Raw genomic sequence first — 14,678 nt, 5'->3', positions numbered from 1 at the left:
GGAACACCGCCACCGCCCGGCGCAGGCCCTGCGCCTGGGCCTCCAGGGCCGCGGCGGCCGCCGCAGTCTGCTCCACCATGGCGGCGTTCTCCTGCGTGGACCGCTCGATGTCGGCCACCGCGTCGTTCACCGAGGCGATGCCGGCCGCCTGTTCCGCCGTGGCGCTGGAAATCTCGGCCACGATCTGCGTCACGCGGTCCACCGACACGACCATGTCGCGCATGGTGTCGCCGGCCAGGCCGACCTGCCGCACGCCGGCCTCCACCCGCGCGGCGGAGTCTTCGATCAGGCCCTTGATCTCCCTGGCCGCCTGCGCGCTGCGCTGGGCCAGCGAGCGCACCTCGCCCGCCACCACCGCAAAGCCCTTGCCCTGCTCGCCCGCCCGCGCCGCTTCCACGGCGGCGTTCAACGCCAGGATATTGGTCTGGAAGGCGATGCTGTCCACCACCCCGACGATCTCGCCGATGCGGCGCGCGCTGTCGGCGATGTCCCGCATGCTCTGCACCACCTCCTCGACGGCCTGCCCGCCGCGCTGCGCCAGTTGCGTGGCGCCCAGCGCCTGCCGGTTGGCCTGGTCGGCGTTGCCGGCCGTCAACTGCACGGTATGCGCGAGCTGCATCAGATTGGCGGCGGCCTCTTGCAGCGAACCGGCCTGGCGGGCGCTGCGGTCCGACATATCGGCGCCGCCGGCGGCGATCTCGCCGGAGCCGGTATGGATTTCCTCCACCCCGCGCCGCACCGACGCCACCGCAGCCGACAGGCCGGTCTGCATGCGCCGCATGGCGGAATACAGCACGCCGATCTCGTTGTCGCCGCGCAGGGCGATGGCGCCCGTCAGGTCGCCGTCCGCGATGCGGTCGAAGTGCGCGCCGGCCTCGTTCAGCGGACGCAGGATGCCGCGGCGGAACGCCAGCCGGATCGCCACGGCCAGGAGCAGCACCGCCGCCAGCACGCCGGCCGCCACCGCGATCACGCGTTCCAGCATGAGGCTGGCGCCGGCCACCGCGGCCTGCCCCTGTTCCCGCGCGTAGGCCTGGTAGGCGTCCGCCTGCTTGACGTAGCCCGCGCCGCTGCCCGGCAGCACCTTGTCGGCCAGCCGGTTGACCTCGATCCCGTTCCAGCCCTTGATGGCCGCCAGCATGGGCGCCAGCGTCCTGTCCGCGAAAGCGGCGTGGGCGGCCAGCACCTCGCCGAACAGGGGCGCGCCCCGCGCGCTGGCGTCCGGGTTGGCGCGCAGGCGCGCCAGGCTGGCCGCGGCCTGCTTGAGCAGCGTGTCGGCATGCGCCAGCGACGCGTCGCGCGCCTCTTCCAGCCCGCCTTCCATCGCCGTCTTGGCGTCCGTCAGCGCGGCGCGGGCCTGGAACAGCCGGCTCGTCATGTCCGCCAGATCGCTGGCCCGTTCGATGCTGCCCCGGCCCAGCGCCTCGATCGCCGCGCGGTTGTCGCGCAATACGGCGATGCCGGCTGCCGCCGCGGCGGCGAACAGCAACACAAACAACGCAAGAATGGCCGACAACGCCGTCGTGACCCTGATGTTTTTCCGCATATCCGTCCGTGTGTTACCTCGCCGCCCGCGGCGGCCTCGGCGGAATTATGGACACCCAGTTTGGCAATTTCTTGACACAACCCCGCGGCGGAGCTGACAAACTCCCGTCATCAAACCGCGCTTTTGCGAACAGGAACCCCGTATTAACCAATTGTGAATTGGCACGGACGGCGCCTTGCGGCACATTCAACCCTGTACCGAACCCTTCCTCATCCAGAAACAGTCTCATGACCAACGCCTCCCACGCCTACCAGGACATCCGCGAAGCCGTGCGCGATCTCTGCGCCCAATTCCCCTCCGAATATTTCCGCAAGGTCGACGAAGAACGCGGCTACCCCGAAGCGTTCGTCCGCGCGCTGACCGAAGCGGGCTGGCTGGCGGCCCTGATCCCGCAGGAATACGGCGGCTCCGGCCTGGGCCTGACCGAAGCGTCGGTCATCATGGAGGAAATCAACCGCAGCGGCGGCAACTCCGGCGCCTGCCACGGCCAGATGTACAACATGGGCACGCTGCTGCGCCATGGTTCGGAAGCCCAGAAGCGCGAATACCTGCCGCGCATCGCCGCCGGCGAACTGCGCCTGCAATCGATGGGCGTCACCGAACCCACCACCGGCACCGACACCACCAAGATCAAGACCACCGCGGTCAAGCGCGACGACCGCTACGTCATCAACGGCCAGAAGGTCTGGATCTCGCGAGTGCAGCACTCGGACCTGATGATCCTGCTGGCCCGCACCACCCCGCTGGAGCAGGTCACCCGCAAGTCGGAAGGCATGTCGATCTTCCTGGTGGACCTGCATCACGCCGTGAAGCACGGCATGACCATCCGGCCCATCCCGAACATGGTCAACCACGAGACCAACGAACTCTTCTTCGACAACCTCGAAATCCCCGAAGAGAACCTGATCGGCGAAGAAGGCAAGGGTTTCAAGTACATCCTGGACGGCCTGAACGCCGAACGCACCCTGATCGCCGCCGAATGCATCGGCGACGGCTACTGGTTCGTGGACAAGGTCACCGCCTACGCCAAGGAACGCATGGTGTTCGGCCGCCCCATCGGCCAGAACCAGGGCGTGCAGTTCCCCATCGCGCGCGCCCACATCAACGTGGAAGCGGCCAGCCTGATGCGCTATGAAGCCTGCCGCCTGTTCGACGCGCACCAACCCTGCGGCGCGCAGGCCAACATGGCCAAGCTGCTGGCGGCCGACGCCTCCTGGGAAGCGGCCAACGCCTGCCTGCAATTCCACGGCGGCTTCGGCTTCGCCAACGAATACGACGTCGAGCGCAAGTTCCGCGAAACCCGCCTCTACCAGGTCGCGCCCATCTCGACGAACCTGATCCTGTCCTACGTCGCCGAACACATCCTGGGCCTGCCCCGTTCCTTCTGAGCCGCCAGCCATCCATGACCGCAGCCAAAGACACCCCCCACCTGAGCGCCGAACTCGCGGCCTTTGCCGCCAACCTGCGCTACGAAGACATCCCCGCGCCGGTCCTTCGCCGCGCCGAAGACCTGCTGCTGGACTGCCTGGCCTCCATCCTGGCGGGCGCCTCGGCGCGCGCCGTGCAGGCCATCGACCGCTACGCCGCCGCCATGGGCCCGGCCGACGGCGCCAGCGAAGTCCTGATCACCCGCCGCCGCACCACGCCGCTGTTCGCCGCCATGGTGAACGCGGCGGCCGCCCACGTGGTCGAACAGGACGACGTGCACAACGGTTCCGTGTTCCACCCCGCCGCGGTCGTGTTCCCGCCCGCGCTGGCCGTGGCGCAGGCGCTGGGCCGCTCCGGCCGCGACCTGCTGGTCGCCGCCGTCGCCGGCTATGAAGTGGGCATCCGCGTGGGCGAATTCCTGGGCCGCTCGCACTACAAGATCTTCCATACTACCGGCACCGCCGGCACCCTGGCCGCCGCCGTCACCACCGGCCGCCTGCTCAACCTGTCTCCCGAAGCGATGCTGAACGCGCTGGGCTCCGCCGGCACCCAGGCCGCGGGCCTGTGGGAATTCCTGCGCGACGCCGCCGACTCCAAGCAACTGCACACGGCCAAGGCCGCCGCCGACGGCATCACCGCCGCCTACCTGGCGCAAGACGGCTTCACCGGCGCGCGCCACATCCTGGAAGGCCCGCAAGGCATGGCCGCCGGCATGTCCACCGACGCCGACCCCAGCCGCCTCTGCGACCGCCTGGGCGAGCGCTGGGCGCTGGCCGAAACCTCGTTCAAATTCCACGCGTCCTGCCGCCACACCCACCCGGCCGCGGACGCGCTGCAGCAGGCGCTGCGCGACAACAACCTGGCCGAGGCCGACATCGAACGCGTCGTCGCCCACGTCCACCAGGGCGCCATCGACGTGCTCGGCCCCGTCGTCAATCCCCAGACCGTGCACCAGTCCAAGTTCTCGATGGGCACCGTCCTGGCCCTGATCGCCCGCCAGGGCCGCGCGGGCCTGGCCGAATTCGACGCCGGCCTGGACGACCCCGGCGTCACCGCTTTCCGCGGCAAGGTCGAAATGGAACTGGATCCGGAAGTCGACGGCGCCTATCCGCAACGCTGGATCGGCAAGGTCACCGTCTACACCCGCGACGGCCGCAAGCTGCACAGCCGCGTGGACGAGCCCAAGGGCGACCCCGGCAACACCTTGAGCCGCGCCGAAATCGAGGACAAGACGCTCAGCCTCGGCCGCTACGCCGGCGCCGCCACCGAACCGGAACTGCGCGGCCTGATCGACGCGATCTGGAACCTGGAAAGCATGGACAAGGTGGACGCGCTGCTGCCCAGGAAAGCAGGCTGACGCGGCTGCGGATGTGTGCACGGCCGATGCCAGATCAGTGTCAGACACCCGTACGAGACGTTCTTACGGCCCGAAGCAGAGCCTCCCGGGTGTCTGACACCCACGCACATGGACGTGTCAGACACCCGGGAAGCGACGCGGCAATCCGAAGATCAACGCATACGGGTGTCAGACACCGAAAAGGACGCTCTTCAGATCAGTGTCAGACACCCGTACGAGACGTTCTTACGGCCTGAAGCAGAGCCTCCCGGGTGTCTGACACCCACGCACATGGACATGTCAGACACCCGGGAAGCGACGCGGCAATCCGAAGATCAACGCATACGGGTGTCAGACACCGACAAGGATGCTATGCGCGATGTCAGGCCAGCGCCGCTCTCTGCGCGCGCACCAGGCCGGTGATGCCGCCTTCGGCCAGCACCAACATCGTATCCAGTTCGGCGCGGGTGAAGGTCGCGCCTTCGCCCGTGCCCTGCACTTCGACGAAAGCGCCGCTGCCCGTCATGATGACGTTCACGTCGGCGTCGCAGGCTGAATCCTCCTGGTAGTCCAGGTCCAGCACCGCGCGGCCTTCCACCAGGCCGACCGACACGGCGGCCACCGCGTCGCGGATCGGATTGGCGGCGAGATCGCCGCGCTTCATCAGCAGGGCCACCGCGTCGGCGGCCGCCACCCAGGCGCCGGTGATGCTGGCGCAGCGCGTCCCGCCGTCGGCCTGCAGCACGTCGCAATCCAGGTGCAGGGTGCGCTCGCCCAGCGCCTTCATATCGAACACCGCGCGCAGGCTGCGTCCGATCAGGCGCTGGATCTCCTGCGTGCGGCCGCTTTGCTTGCCGCGCGCCGCCTCGCGGTCGCCGCGCGTGTGCGTGGCCCGCGGCAACATGCCGTATTCAGCGGTTACCCAGCCTTCCCCCTTGCCCTTCAGGAAAGGCGGTACCTTTTCCAGTACGCTGGCCGTGCACAGCACGTGGGTATTGCCGGCCTTCACCAGCACCGAACCTTCGGCGTAGCGCGTAAATCCGCGTTCGAGGCTGAACGGCCGCAATTCGTCGACGGCGCGGCCCGAAGGACGGGCGATGGAAGGGGCAATGGTCACAGGCAGGCTCCAGACAGGGCTTCGATTGGCCGCATTGTACGGGCTGCCGCCACAGGAAACCGCCGCTTGGAGTATCCTGCCGCGATATATCCGGTTCAGCGCCCCCGCCCGTCCCAGCACGCGCGGGATGGCGGGCATCGGCGCCACCGGTCCCCAATACAAGCATCACCAGGACACGCACATCATGATTCGCAGCATGACCGCCTTCGGCAACGCCCGAGCAGACCTGGAACAAGGCACGCTGGCGCTCGAATTGCGCAGCGTCAACAGCCGGTTCCTCGATCTGTACTTCCGCTTGCCCGACGAATTGCGCCACGTCGAAACGCCGCTGCGCGAACTCCTGACCGCCAACCTCGGGCGCGGCAAGGTCGAAATCCGCGTTTCCTACACGCGCAACGCCAGCACCGACCTGTCCAAGCTGGACCCCGCCTGGCTGGAAAGCCTGGCCGAGCAACTACAGGCCGCCCGCCGCATCGTGCCCGACATCGCCCCGCCCCGCCTGGTCGAACTGTTCAACTGGCCCGGCCAGCGCGCCAACGACGCGCTGGATCCGCAGGCCTGGGGCGCGGCCTGCATGCAGGCCGCCCAGCAGGCGCTGACCCAGCTCCAGGAAGGCCGCGCGCGCGAAGGCGAGCGCCTGGCCGGCATGATGCGCGAATGCGCCGACGGCGTGGCGCGCATCGTCGACACGGTGCAAACCCACCTGCCACAACTGCTGGCCGACCATCGCGACAAATTGGCGGCCAAGCTGCGCGAAAGCGTCGAATCCGCCTTTCCCGGCGGCTTCACCCACATCTCCGGCGCCGAGCTTTCGGAACGGCTGTCGCAGGAAGCGAACCTGTTCGCGCTGCGCATCGACGTGGCGGAAGAACTGTCGCGCCTGCGCTCGCACCTGGAAGAACTGCGCCACCTGCTCACCGACGGCGGCGGCAAGCCATCGGGCAAAAAGCAGGCCGGCAGCGCGGGCAAGCGCCTGGACTTCCTGTTCCAGGAAATGAACCGCGAGGCCAACACCCTGGGCTCCAAGGCCGGCAGCATGGACGTCACCCGCGCCGCCATGGATTTGAAGCTGCTGATCGAACAGATGCGGGAGCAGGCACAGAATATTGAGTAGTGCCTGAGCCTTCTCGAAAAGCCAGGCTCTTGCTTTTTTTATCCCCCAGCCAGGCCTGCGTCGTTCATCCCATTGCCACCGCCAAGGCTATCTCGTAAAATCTGACTATTCTGGTCAGAATTGGGAGAAGCAACATGCACGCCTGGCAAATGCAAGAAGCCAAAGCCCGCTTGTCCGAAGTCGTCAAGGCGGCCGGAACCCAAGGTCCGCAGGAAATCACCGTGCACGGCCGTTCTGTGGCTGTCGTGCTCTCTCGGGCGGACTTCGACAAACTTTCAGGCTCGGGAGAATCTCTGGTCGCCTTCATGCGCCGCTCTCCGCTGGCCGGAGATGAAGACCTCGCCTTTCCCCGTGACGACAGCCCGACGCGCGAGGAAGGACTTTGAGCTATCTCGTGGATACCAATGTCCTATCGGAGTTGCGTCGAAAGCAACCGGACGGCAACGTGGTCAGGTGGTTGGAGCAGCGCCCCGCCACAACACTATTCCTATCCGCACTGACGATGGGCGAGCTTCGCAAAGGCATCGAACTGATGCCGGAGGGCGAACGAAAACGCAGTTATCTGGACTGGCTGGAAGTCGAGCTTCCCCGGTTCTTCAGCGGCCGCGTGCTGGCCATCGACGAACCCGTCGCGGATTGCTGGGGACGCTTGGTGGCTCAAGCCGGGCGCGCGTTGCCGGCCATCGACAGTTTGCTGGCGGCCACGGCCCTCGCGCACGGACTGACACTGGTCACGCGCAACGAACGGGATTTCCAACATCCGGGCCTAGATGTCATCAATCCCTGGGCAGTCTGAGTCGATACCACCGCGCTGACCTCATGCCGCTGTATCTGCGGACGCGCTTGGCCAAGGACGATAACGGCAATCCCAGCAAAAGCCGAGCGTAACGATTCGGCCGCCCTTTACAAAATCTCGTCGAAACAGGTAACCCGAAGCGGAGGATAGACCTCTCCCGTTTCTCAGTTTGCTGTAGAGGAAAGCCGCCCATTTTGGGTGGACAACAGAAAATTAGTGTACAAACAAGTCGTAAAACTAGTGTAGTTACACAGCATAATAATAGTGAAATGATAAAACTTAAAATTAGTGTAACCCTCGAACCATGGCGACTTCCAACGAAAAACTTGCCGCATCCCTCGAACAGCTCAAAGCTATCCAGGACAGCGGCCAGCGCGTCGTTCGAGGCTCCGCCTTGTCGCGGACCCATCGGGAGCGTCTGAGCAAGGCAGGATACCTACAGGAGGTCATCAAAGGCTGGTATCTACCCGCCCGGCCGGACCTCTCCACCGTTAGCGTCGAAGGCAGCACCGCCGCATGGTTCGCCGGGATGCGCGACTTCGTCGCCGGCTATTGTGACTCCCGTTTCGGGGAGAATTGGCACCTCGGGCCCGAGACCTCCCTGTTGCTGCGTTCAGGCGAGCGCACCCTTCCCCGGCAGCTACAGGTCTGGTCCATCTCGGGCAATAACCAGTTGGTGCAGTTGCCCCACGGTTGTTCCTTGTTCATCTATCGCGCGCCCGGGCTGCTGCCTGCCGAGCCCCACGCGGAGAATCAAGGTATCCGTCTCGTGACTCTCACGGATGCGCTCGTTGCCGTGTCTTCCGCATTCTTCGTGCAACAGCCATTGGCCGCGCGCATCGCGCTGGGGATGTTCGACGACACCTCGCCACTGCTGCTGCGGCTACTCGACGGTTCCCACTCCGTCATCGGCGGACGGCTGGCGGGCGCGTTTCGAGCGGTGGGCCGGGCCGATTTCGCGAACAACATTGCTGATACCCTGCGCGGGGCCGGCTACACGGTTCAAGAGGCCTCGCCGTTCGATGCGCCGCCAGCGCCACTGATCGCGGACCGTCCCGTCTCGCCCCATGTGCAACGCCTGCGCCTGAATTGGGCGGCCATGCGTGAATCCGTGATCGCCGCTTTCCCTGCCCCTGCACCCTTGCCCACCGATCAGGCCCGGATTATCAAGGACATCGAAGCACGCTACGTGGCGGACGCCTATCACTCGCTGTCCATCGAGGGCTACCACGTCACGGCGGACTTGATCGAGAAGGTCCGCAACGGCGCCTGGGATCCGGAAGGCTCGGATCGTCAACAACGCGACGCCATGGCGGCCAAGGGATATTTCGAGGCCTACAAACTCGTCAAGGACTTCATATCCCGGACACTGCAACAGCAGGCGAATCAGGCCCGCCCTCAAGGCCTGCGCGAAGCGCTGGGCGCTTGGTACCTGGCGCTCTTCAGCCCCAGCGTGCAAGCCGGCCTGCTCAAGCCTTCGGATCTTGCTGGATGGCGCAATAACCAGGTATTCATTCGCGGCGCTTTGCACGTCCCCCTTGCCAAGGAAGCGGTGCGCGAATGCATGCCCGTGCTGTTCGAACTTATCGAAAACGAATCGCATCCGGCCGTCCGGGCCATTCTTGGGCATTTCCTGTTCGTCTTCATCCACCCCTACATGGACGGCAACGGCCGGCTGGCCCGATTCCTGATGAATGCCCTGCTCGCCACCGGCGGCTACGTCTGGACCGTCATCCCCGTACAACAGCGGCAGGCCTACATGCAGGCGTTGGAGCGCGCAAGCTCCTACGGCGAGATTGAACCGTTCGCGAGCTTTGTCGCGCAATTGACTCGACAGCAGGCACTGCACCCCTTGCCGCGGCCCGGCTGATCTGCTCAATTGCAGCCGCCGGCCCCGCCTGTGCGGCCGCCCCAACTATTTGCGCCCAAGCCTTGCTAAAGCCGTTGATGCAGAAATACATGCAAGAGCGGAATATGTCGCGCTTGGCTTCACTGTTTTGCTGGGCGATTGACCTCGCACCACGCATTTCTTGTGATCTTGAGAGCCCCCATTACTGCGACCGTTACAGCGCCAACGACCACACCGACAGCCACGTGGAATTGTGCAGCCACTGCTGTAGCAATGATCAACACCACATGCTTGATCGTTGCGATCCCGTCCTTGCGCTCATTGGAGTACTTCTTGGACGCAGTGCAAAAAAGATCGAATAATTCCGCTTTGATCGCACCCCACATGCTCTGACGATTTTCCCTTGAGCCAGTTCCTGTCAGGAGCATAAGACCGGCATCGACTTGCTCTCCGGTAAGGCCAAGGCCGATCGCATCAAAATCCTTATCGCTGTCCGCCGCGGACTCAAGTGCGGAAAGAATGATAGACCGCTGATATCCGGGGACCAACTCGTCGACGATTTCTCGAAACGCTCCCGCGTCGTACTGGAAGTCAAACATGGAGCCCCTCCGCTGTAAGCAATGCCAGCGCATGGCTCACGGCAGTGGCATACGAAATCATGCTTTCAGTACCCAGTGCGTGATTGCCAATGCGTATTGATGCACCGGTACCAGTCGGGCTAAAGCGCCGACTGATGATGCCGATGATTCGGTTACTTGCCAGATCGATCAGCGGCCCCCCGCTGCTCCCTGCCTCTGCCATCGAATCAAGAAGGAGCTGCCTGGAGCCATTGGAAGCAAGCACTTTCGAACCTAGAATTGTTCCCGACACCTTCAACGCGTGCTGACCATTTTGGACATGCGGAAATCCGAGATAACAAACACTGGCCCCTACGGGCGCCAGGTCATCGGAGCCAAAACCATCGGGCGGAACCCTTACCCCCACCGCGACTTCCATCTTGAGCAAGGCGACGTCGTTCGCAGCATCGAACTGGGCAACCGTGACCGGCGAGAACGTGCAGCTTTCCAACACGCTGCGATTGAACTGATCCACTGGCGCCGGCATCACGAAGCCCAGCTCGTCCGTCAAGGAAAACGTATGTGCGGCGGTCAGCAGATACCCCTTTTCGTGGCAAAGAAATGCCGTGCCCAGCATGCCGATCGTCTTGTCATCGATCCGACGGGCAAGCATGACACAACCGCCACCGTGGCGTTTTGCAATCCCTCTGAACATTTCCCCTCCTTCCCTGACGTTTCCCAACAGCCCTCGCTCAGCGCGCCTCGCCCGCCGCGGGTTCGCCGCGCAGCGCCGAGTCCAGGTATTGGCTGCGCGCCCGCGCATCGGGGAAGCGCATGTCGCGGTAGCTCACGAAGCGCGAGCCGCGCGCCAGCCGGTAGCCCGCCCAGATCAGCAGGAACAGCGGAATGCCGATATAGGTCGCCACCGCGCCTCCCCAATCGATCCTGTCCTGCAGGAAAGCCTGGTAGTTCTGGCCCAGCGTGATGACCAGGCACAGCACGAAGGCGAAGATCGGGCCGAACGGGAAGAACGGCGACACATAGGGCAGATCGGCCAGGTTGTGGCCCTGCTTGAGGTAGCCGCGGCGGAACCGGTAGTGGCTGATCGCGATGCCCAGCCACGCGATGAAGCCCGTCATCCCGGACGTGTTGAGCAGCCAGATGTAGACGGCGTTGGGGCTGAAAACGAAGGTGAAGAAGCACAGGGCCGCCACTGCGGTCGTGGCCAGCAGCGCCCACAGCGGCACGCCGTTGCGCGAAATGCGGCCGAAGATGCGCGGCGCCTTGCCATCGCGGGCCAGGCTGTAGAGCATGCGCGTGGCCGCGTACATGCCCGAGTTGCCCGCCGACAGCACGGAGGTCAGCACCACCGCGTTCATGACCGAAGCCGCCCCCAGCAGGCCCGCGCGTTCGAAGATCAGGGCGAACGGGCTGACGCTGATGTCCTCGACCTCGTTGCGCAGCAGGTGCGGATCGGTATAGGGAATCAGCAGGCCGATCACCAGGATCGCCATCACGTAGAACAGCAGGATGCGCCAGAACACCTGCCGCACCGCGCGCGGCAGGTTGCGGGCCGGGTCCTTGGATTCGCCCGCGGCGATGCCGATGAGTTCGGTGCCCTGGAACGAAAAGCCCACCACCATCGCCACGCCGATCAGCGCGGCGAAGCCGCCCGCGAAAGGCGCGTCGCCCACCGTCCAGTTGGCCAGGCCGCCGGCTTCCCCGCCGCGGATGATGCCCAGCAGCATCATCACGCCCATGGCCACGAAACCCAGCACCGCGACCACCTTGATCAGCGCGAACCAGAATTCCGCCTCGCCGAAGCCGCGCGCCGACATCGCGTTCAGCCCGAAGGTGACCGCCAGGAACAGTGCGCTCCAGTAGAACCCCGGCACGTCGGGGAACCAGTACGCCATGACGAGCTGCGCGGCCACCAGGTCCACCGCCACCGTCACCGCCCAGTTGTACCAATAGTTCCAGCCCAGCGCGAAGCCGAAGCCGTCCTCGACGTAGCGGGCGCCGTAGGTGGAAAAGGATCCGGACACCGGCATGGCCGCGGCGAGTTCGCCCAGGCTGGTCATCAGGAAATAGACCATGATGCCGATCAGCACGTAGCCCAGCAACGCGCCGCCCGGGCCGGCTTTGGCGATGGTCGCGCCGGAAGCCACGAACAGCCCGGTGCCGATGGAGCCGCCCACCGCGATCATGGTCAGGTGCCGCGCGGACAGGGTGCGGCGCAGTTCGGACGGCCGGCCGGCCTCCGCCCCGCGCGTGCCGCCGGCGCGGCGTTCATCGTGTTCCGATGGTGCCAAAATGCATTCCTTCAGGTCATGAAGGCACGGGCGCGTTGCGCGCCGGGTGCCTTGGGATTTCCAAGCAACCGGCGAGAATAGCGCAAGAGGCCCTGACAGGCGAAATCCGGGCACCTGGGGGACGGATCAACCGGCCCCGACGCCAGCCTACTGGAAGGCCGTCTCCATGAAGGTGCGCAGCTTGCGCGAATGCAGCCGTTCCGGCGGCATGCCGCGCAGGCGCTCCAGCGCCCGGATGCCGATTTCCAGATGCTGGTTGACCTGGCGCCGGTAGAAGGCGCTGGCCATGCCGGGCAGCTTCAATTCGCCGTGCAGGGGCTTGTCCGACACGCACAGCAAGGTGCCGTAGGGCACCCGGAAACGGAAGCCGTTGGCGGCGATGGTGGCGGACTCCATGTCCAGCGCGATCGCCCGGGATTGCGCGAAGCGCTCCACCAGCTCCAGGTGGTCGCGCAGTTCCCAGTTGCGGTTGTCGATGGTGGCGACCGTGCCCGTGCGCATGATGCGCTTCAGGTCCCAGCCCGACAGCCCCGCCACCTCTTCCACCGCCTGCTCCAGCGCCACCTGCACTTCGGCCAGCGCGGGCACCGGCACCCAGGTGGGCAGATCGTCGTCCAGCACGTGGTCTTCCCGCACGTAGCCGTGCGCCAGCACGTAGTCGCCCAGCCGCTGCGAATCGCGCAGGCCGGCGCAATGGCCCAGCATCAGCCAGGCATGCGGCCGCAGCACGGCGATGTGGTCGGTGATCGTCTTGGCGTTGGACGGACCCACGCCGATGTTCACGAGCGTGATGCCGGAGTGGTCGCCGCGCACCAGGTGGTAGGCCGGCATCTGCGGCAGGCGGACCGCCTGGTCCTCGTCGCCCGGACCGCTTTCGCCGCGCCGCGTGATCCGGTTGCCCGGCTCGACCAGCATCTCGTAGTCTTCGTTGCCGCTGGCCATCAGGGCGCGGGCGCGCGCGCAGAATTCGTCCACATAGAACTGGTAATTGGTGAACAGGACGAAGTTCTGGAAGTGCGCCGGCGCGGTCGACGTGTAGTGCTGCAGGCGGTGCAGCGAATAATCGACGCGCTGGGCGGTGAACGGCGCCAGCGGCTTGGGCTCGCCTTCTTTGCCGCGCCAGGACCCGTTCACGATGGCGTCGTCCGTCACCGCCAGGTCCGGCACGTCGAACAGGTCGCGCAAGGGGCGCTTGAGCGCCTCCAGGTGTTCGCCTTCGACGTACGCGCCTTCGGGAAAGGCGAAATGCAGGGGGATCGGCGAATCGGACTCGCCCACTTCCACCGCCACGCGGTGGTTCTGCAGCAACTGGCTCACCTGCTCGATCAGATAATCGCGAAACAGCGCCGGCTGCGTGACGGTGGTCTGGTAGATGCCGGGCTCGGCCACGTGGCCGTAGGAAAGCCGAGTATCGATCGGGTCGTAGGTTTCCACGACGATGCGGATGGCCGGGTAATAGGCGCGGGCCCGCTCGCGGCCGTTGCTGGCGCCTTTCAGGACGTCGCGGAAGGCGGCGCGCAGGAAAGCGGTGTTGCGCGCGTAGATTTCGATCAGCCGATCCACCGCCGACACGGCGTCCTGGAAAGGCGCGAAGGGCATGGGATCGGGCCGGTTCATGGAGGACAACGGGTGTACTGCGTTCATCATCGAGCTTTGCTCCGCTTTCTTATGCGTGTTTCAGCGGCCGTTCCCGGCTTGCCATGCCGGAGGGGCCGTTCCCGCCGATTATGCCCGACCCGGCGGCGGAAGAAGCGTCACATTCCGGCGCCCGTGCGCCGGTTTCGCCCCGCCCGCAGCGGCCGCTTCGGGAGCGGCGGCGTTCCGCGATGGCGACGGGCAAGAATGCTGCATTGCACTACAAATGTAATGAAACATTATTCTATTACAATGCCATGGCATTCTGGGTCATGCGTCCCGGGACAGCCCCCTTTCCGCCGGCTTGCCTGCCCAGGCAAAGCCATGCCGCCCACTCCGAATTCCTGAAGTGACGTAATGACGCCGCCCACGCGAAAAGCCCGAATTGCCAATTTCCGCATTCCCGTATTCCTGTCAGCGCCCATCATCGCGCTGACCCTCTCCTGGATTCCCGACGCCGCCCAGGCGTCCCTCCGGTCCGAGCAGGCCCGCCCCACGCTCAACGGCCTGCGCCTGGCGCAGGAGCCCACGGTCCCCACCCTGCGCGACCGCGTGGTGCAAGCGGGCCTGGAAGCGATCGGCACCCCCTATAGCTGGGGCGGAGACGACGCCGAAGGTTTCGATTGCAGCGGCCTGGTGCTGTACGTATTCCGCGAGATCGCCGGACTGGAACTCCCCCGCACCGCCCGCGCCCAGCGCACCGCCGGCGAATCCGTCGGCAACAAGAAGGAACTGCGTCCCGGCGACCTGGTGTTCTTCGCCACCCGCGGCCGCGGCGTGACCTCGCACGTGGGCATCTACATCGGCCAGAACAAGTTCGTCCATGCGCCGCGCCGCGGCACCAAGGTCCGCGTGGATGAAATGCAGAATTCCTATTGGACCAAGCGCTACGTCGGCGCGCGGCGCTACCTGGATACGAAACAGGGCCAGATGCTGGCGCAGGCCTCTCCCCGCTGATACGGCGCCCGGGGCGGCACCGCGGCCTGCC

At 65.6% G+C, this 14,678-nt stretch carries 12 protein-coding genes and 1 pseudogene; 7 read left to right on the top strand and 6 right to left on the bottom strand.

Translation table 11 applies throughout. The annotated features are described in order from the left end of the window. Nucleotides 1-112: 112 nt before the first annotated feature. A pseudogene (locus tag AVE30378_RS10575) lies at nt 113-1,546 on the bottom strand (methyl-accepting chemotaxis protein); the annotation flags it as partial. A gap of 227 nt (nt 1,547-1,773) precedes the next feature. On the opposite strand from AVE30378_RS10575, the gene AVE30378_RS10570 reads away from it, so the two are divergent. Both AVE30378_RS10570 and AVE30378_RS10565 read left to right on the top strand, forming a co-directional pair. Next, a complete protein-coding gene (locus AVE30378_RS10570) occupies nt 1,774-2,934 on the top strand; it encodes an acyl-CoA dehydrogenase family protein (RefSeq protein ID WP_129240806.1) in 1,161 nt (386 codons plus the stop codon). Nucleotides 2,935-2,948: 14 nt separating this feature from the next. After that, nucleotides 2,949-4,331, top strand: a complete 1,383-nt coding sequence (locus tag AVE30378_RS10565) for an MmgE/PrpD family protein (protein ID WP_129240805.1) — start codon at nt 2,949-2,951, stop codon at nt 4,329-4,331. A gap of 361 nt (nt 4,332-4,692) precedes the next feature. Here the strand turns inward: AVE30378_RS10565 and rph are convergent, their stop codons facing one another. Further along, entirely contained in the window at nt 4,693-5,427 is a 735-nt protein-coding gene (gene rph / locus AVE30378_RS10560; RefSeq protein WP_129240804.1) for a ribonuclease PH, read from the bottom strand. A gap of 184 nt (nt 5,428-5,611) precedes the next feature. Here rph and AVE30378_RS10555 point away from each other — a divergent pair, with 184 nt between their 5' ends. The 4 genes from AVE30378_RS10555 (at nt 5,612) to AVE30378_RS10540 (ending at nt 9,207) form a co-directional block, all read left to right on the top strand. Beyond that, entirely contained in the window at nt 5,612-6,541 is a 930-nt protein-coding gene (locus AVE30378_RS10555) for a YicC/YloC family endoribonuclease (RefSeq protein WP_129240803.1), read from the top strand. Nucleotides 6,542-6,675: 134 nt separating this feature from the next. After that, nucleotides 6,676-6,927, top strand: a complete 252-nt coding sequence (locus tag AVE30378_RS10550) for a type II toxin-antitoxin system Phd/YefM family antitoxin (RefSeq protein ID WP_129240802.1) — start codon at nt 6,676-6,678, stop codon at nt 6,925-6,927. Beyond that, nucleotides 6,924-7,337 (top strand): type II toxin-antitoxin system VapC family toxin, encoded by a 414-nt coding sequence (locus AVE30378_RS10545; RefSeq protein ID WP_129240801.1) that lies wholly within the window; start codon nt 6,924-6,926, stop codon nt 7,335-7,337. The genes AVE30378_RS10550 and AVE30378_RS10545 overlap by 4 nt, the downstream gene beginning before the upstream one ends. 304 nt (nt 7,338-7,641) lie before the next feature. Next, complete coding sequence (locus AVE30378_RS10540; RefSeq protein WP_129240800.1) at nt 7,642-9,207, top strand: Fic family protein; 1,566 nt, start codon at nt 7,642-7,644, stop codon at nt 9,205-9,207. 119 nt (nt 9,208-9,326) lie between these two features. On the opposite strand, the gene AVE30378_RS10535 is transcribed toward AVE30378_RS10540, so the two are convergent. The 4 genes from AVE30378_RS10535 to AVE30378_RS10520 form a co-directional block, all read right to left on the bottom strand. Next, the gene (locus AVE30378_RS10535) at nt 9,327-9,785 is read right to left on the bottom strand and encodes a hypothetical protein (RefSeq protein WP_129240799.1); all 459 of its coding nucleotides are present in this window, start codon (nt 9,783-9,785) and stop codon (nt 9,327-9,329) included. Then, nucleotides 9,778-10,458, bottom strand: coding sequence for a S1 family peptidase (locus tag AVE30378_RS10530; protein ID WP_165360145.1), 681 nt, complete (start codon nt 10,456-10,458; stop codon nt 9,778-9,780). Before AVE30378_RS10530 ends, AVE30378_RS10535 begins: the two co-directional genes overlap by 8 nt. Nucleotides 10,459-10,495: 37 nt before the next feature. Beyond that, a complete protein-coding gene (locus tag AVE30378_RS10525) occupies nt 10,496-11,983 on the bottom strand; it encodes an amino acid permease (protein WP_165360148.1) in 1,488 nt (495 codons plus the stop codon). A gap of 219 nt (nt 11,984-12,202) precedes the next feature. Beyond that, nucleotides 12,203-13,702: an AMP nucleosidase gene (locus tag AVE30378_RS10520; RefSeq protein ID WP_422393612.1), complete on the bottom strand. Its 1,500-nt coding sequence runs from the start codon at nt 13,700-13,702 to the stop codon at nt 12,203-12,205. Nucleotides 13,703-14,047: 345 nt separating this feature from the next. Between AVE30378_RS10520 and AVE30378_RS10515 the strand changes: the two genes are divergently transcribed. After that, nucleotides 14,048-14,647 carry a C40 family peptidase gene (locus tag AVE30378_RS10515; RefSeq protein WP_129240796.1) on the top strand — a complete coding sequence of 200 codons (600 nt, stop codon included), beginning with the start codon at nt 14,048-14,050 and terminating at the stop codon, nt 14,645-14,647. The last annotated feature ends 31 nt before the right edge of the window (nt 14,648-14,678 follow it).

The organism is Achromobacter veterisilvae (assembly GCF_900496975.1).
Classification (GTDB): Bacteria; Pseudomonadota; Gammaproteobacteria; order Burkholderiales; family Burkholderiaceae_B; genus Achromobacter; species Achromobacter veterisilvae.
The sequence above is the reverse complement of the archived record's forward strand: the minus strand, read 5'-3'. Positions and strand labels throughout refer to the sequence as shown.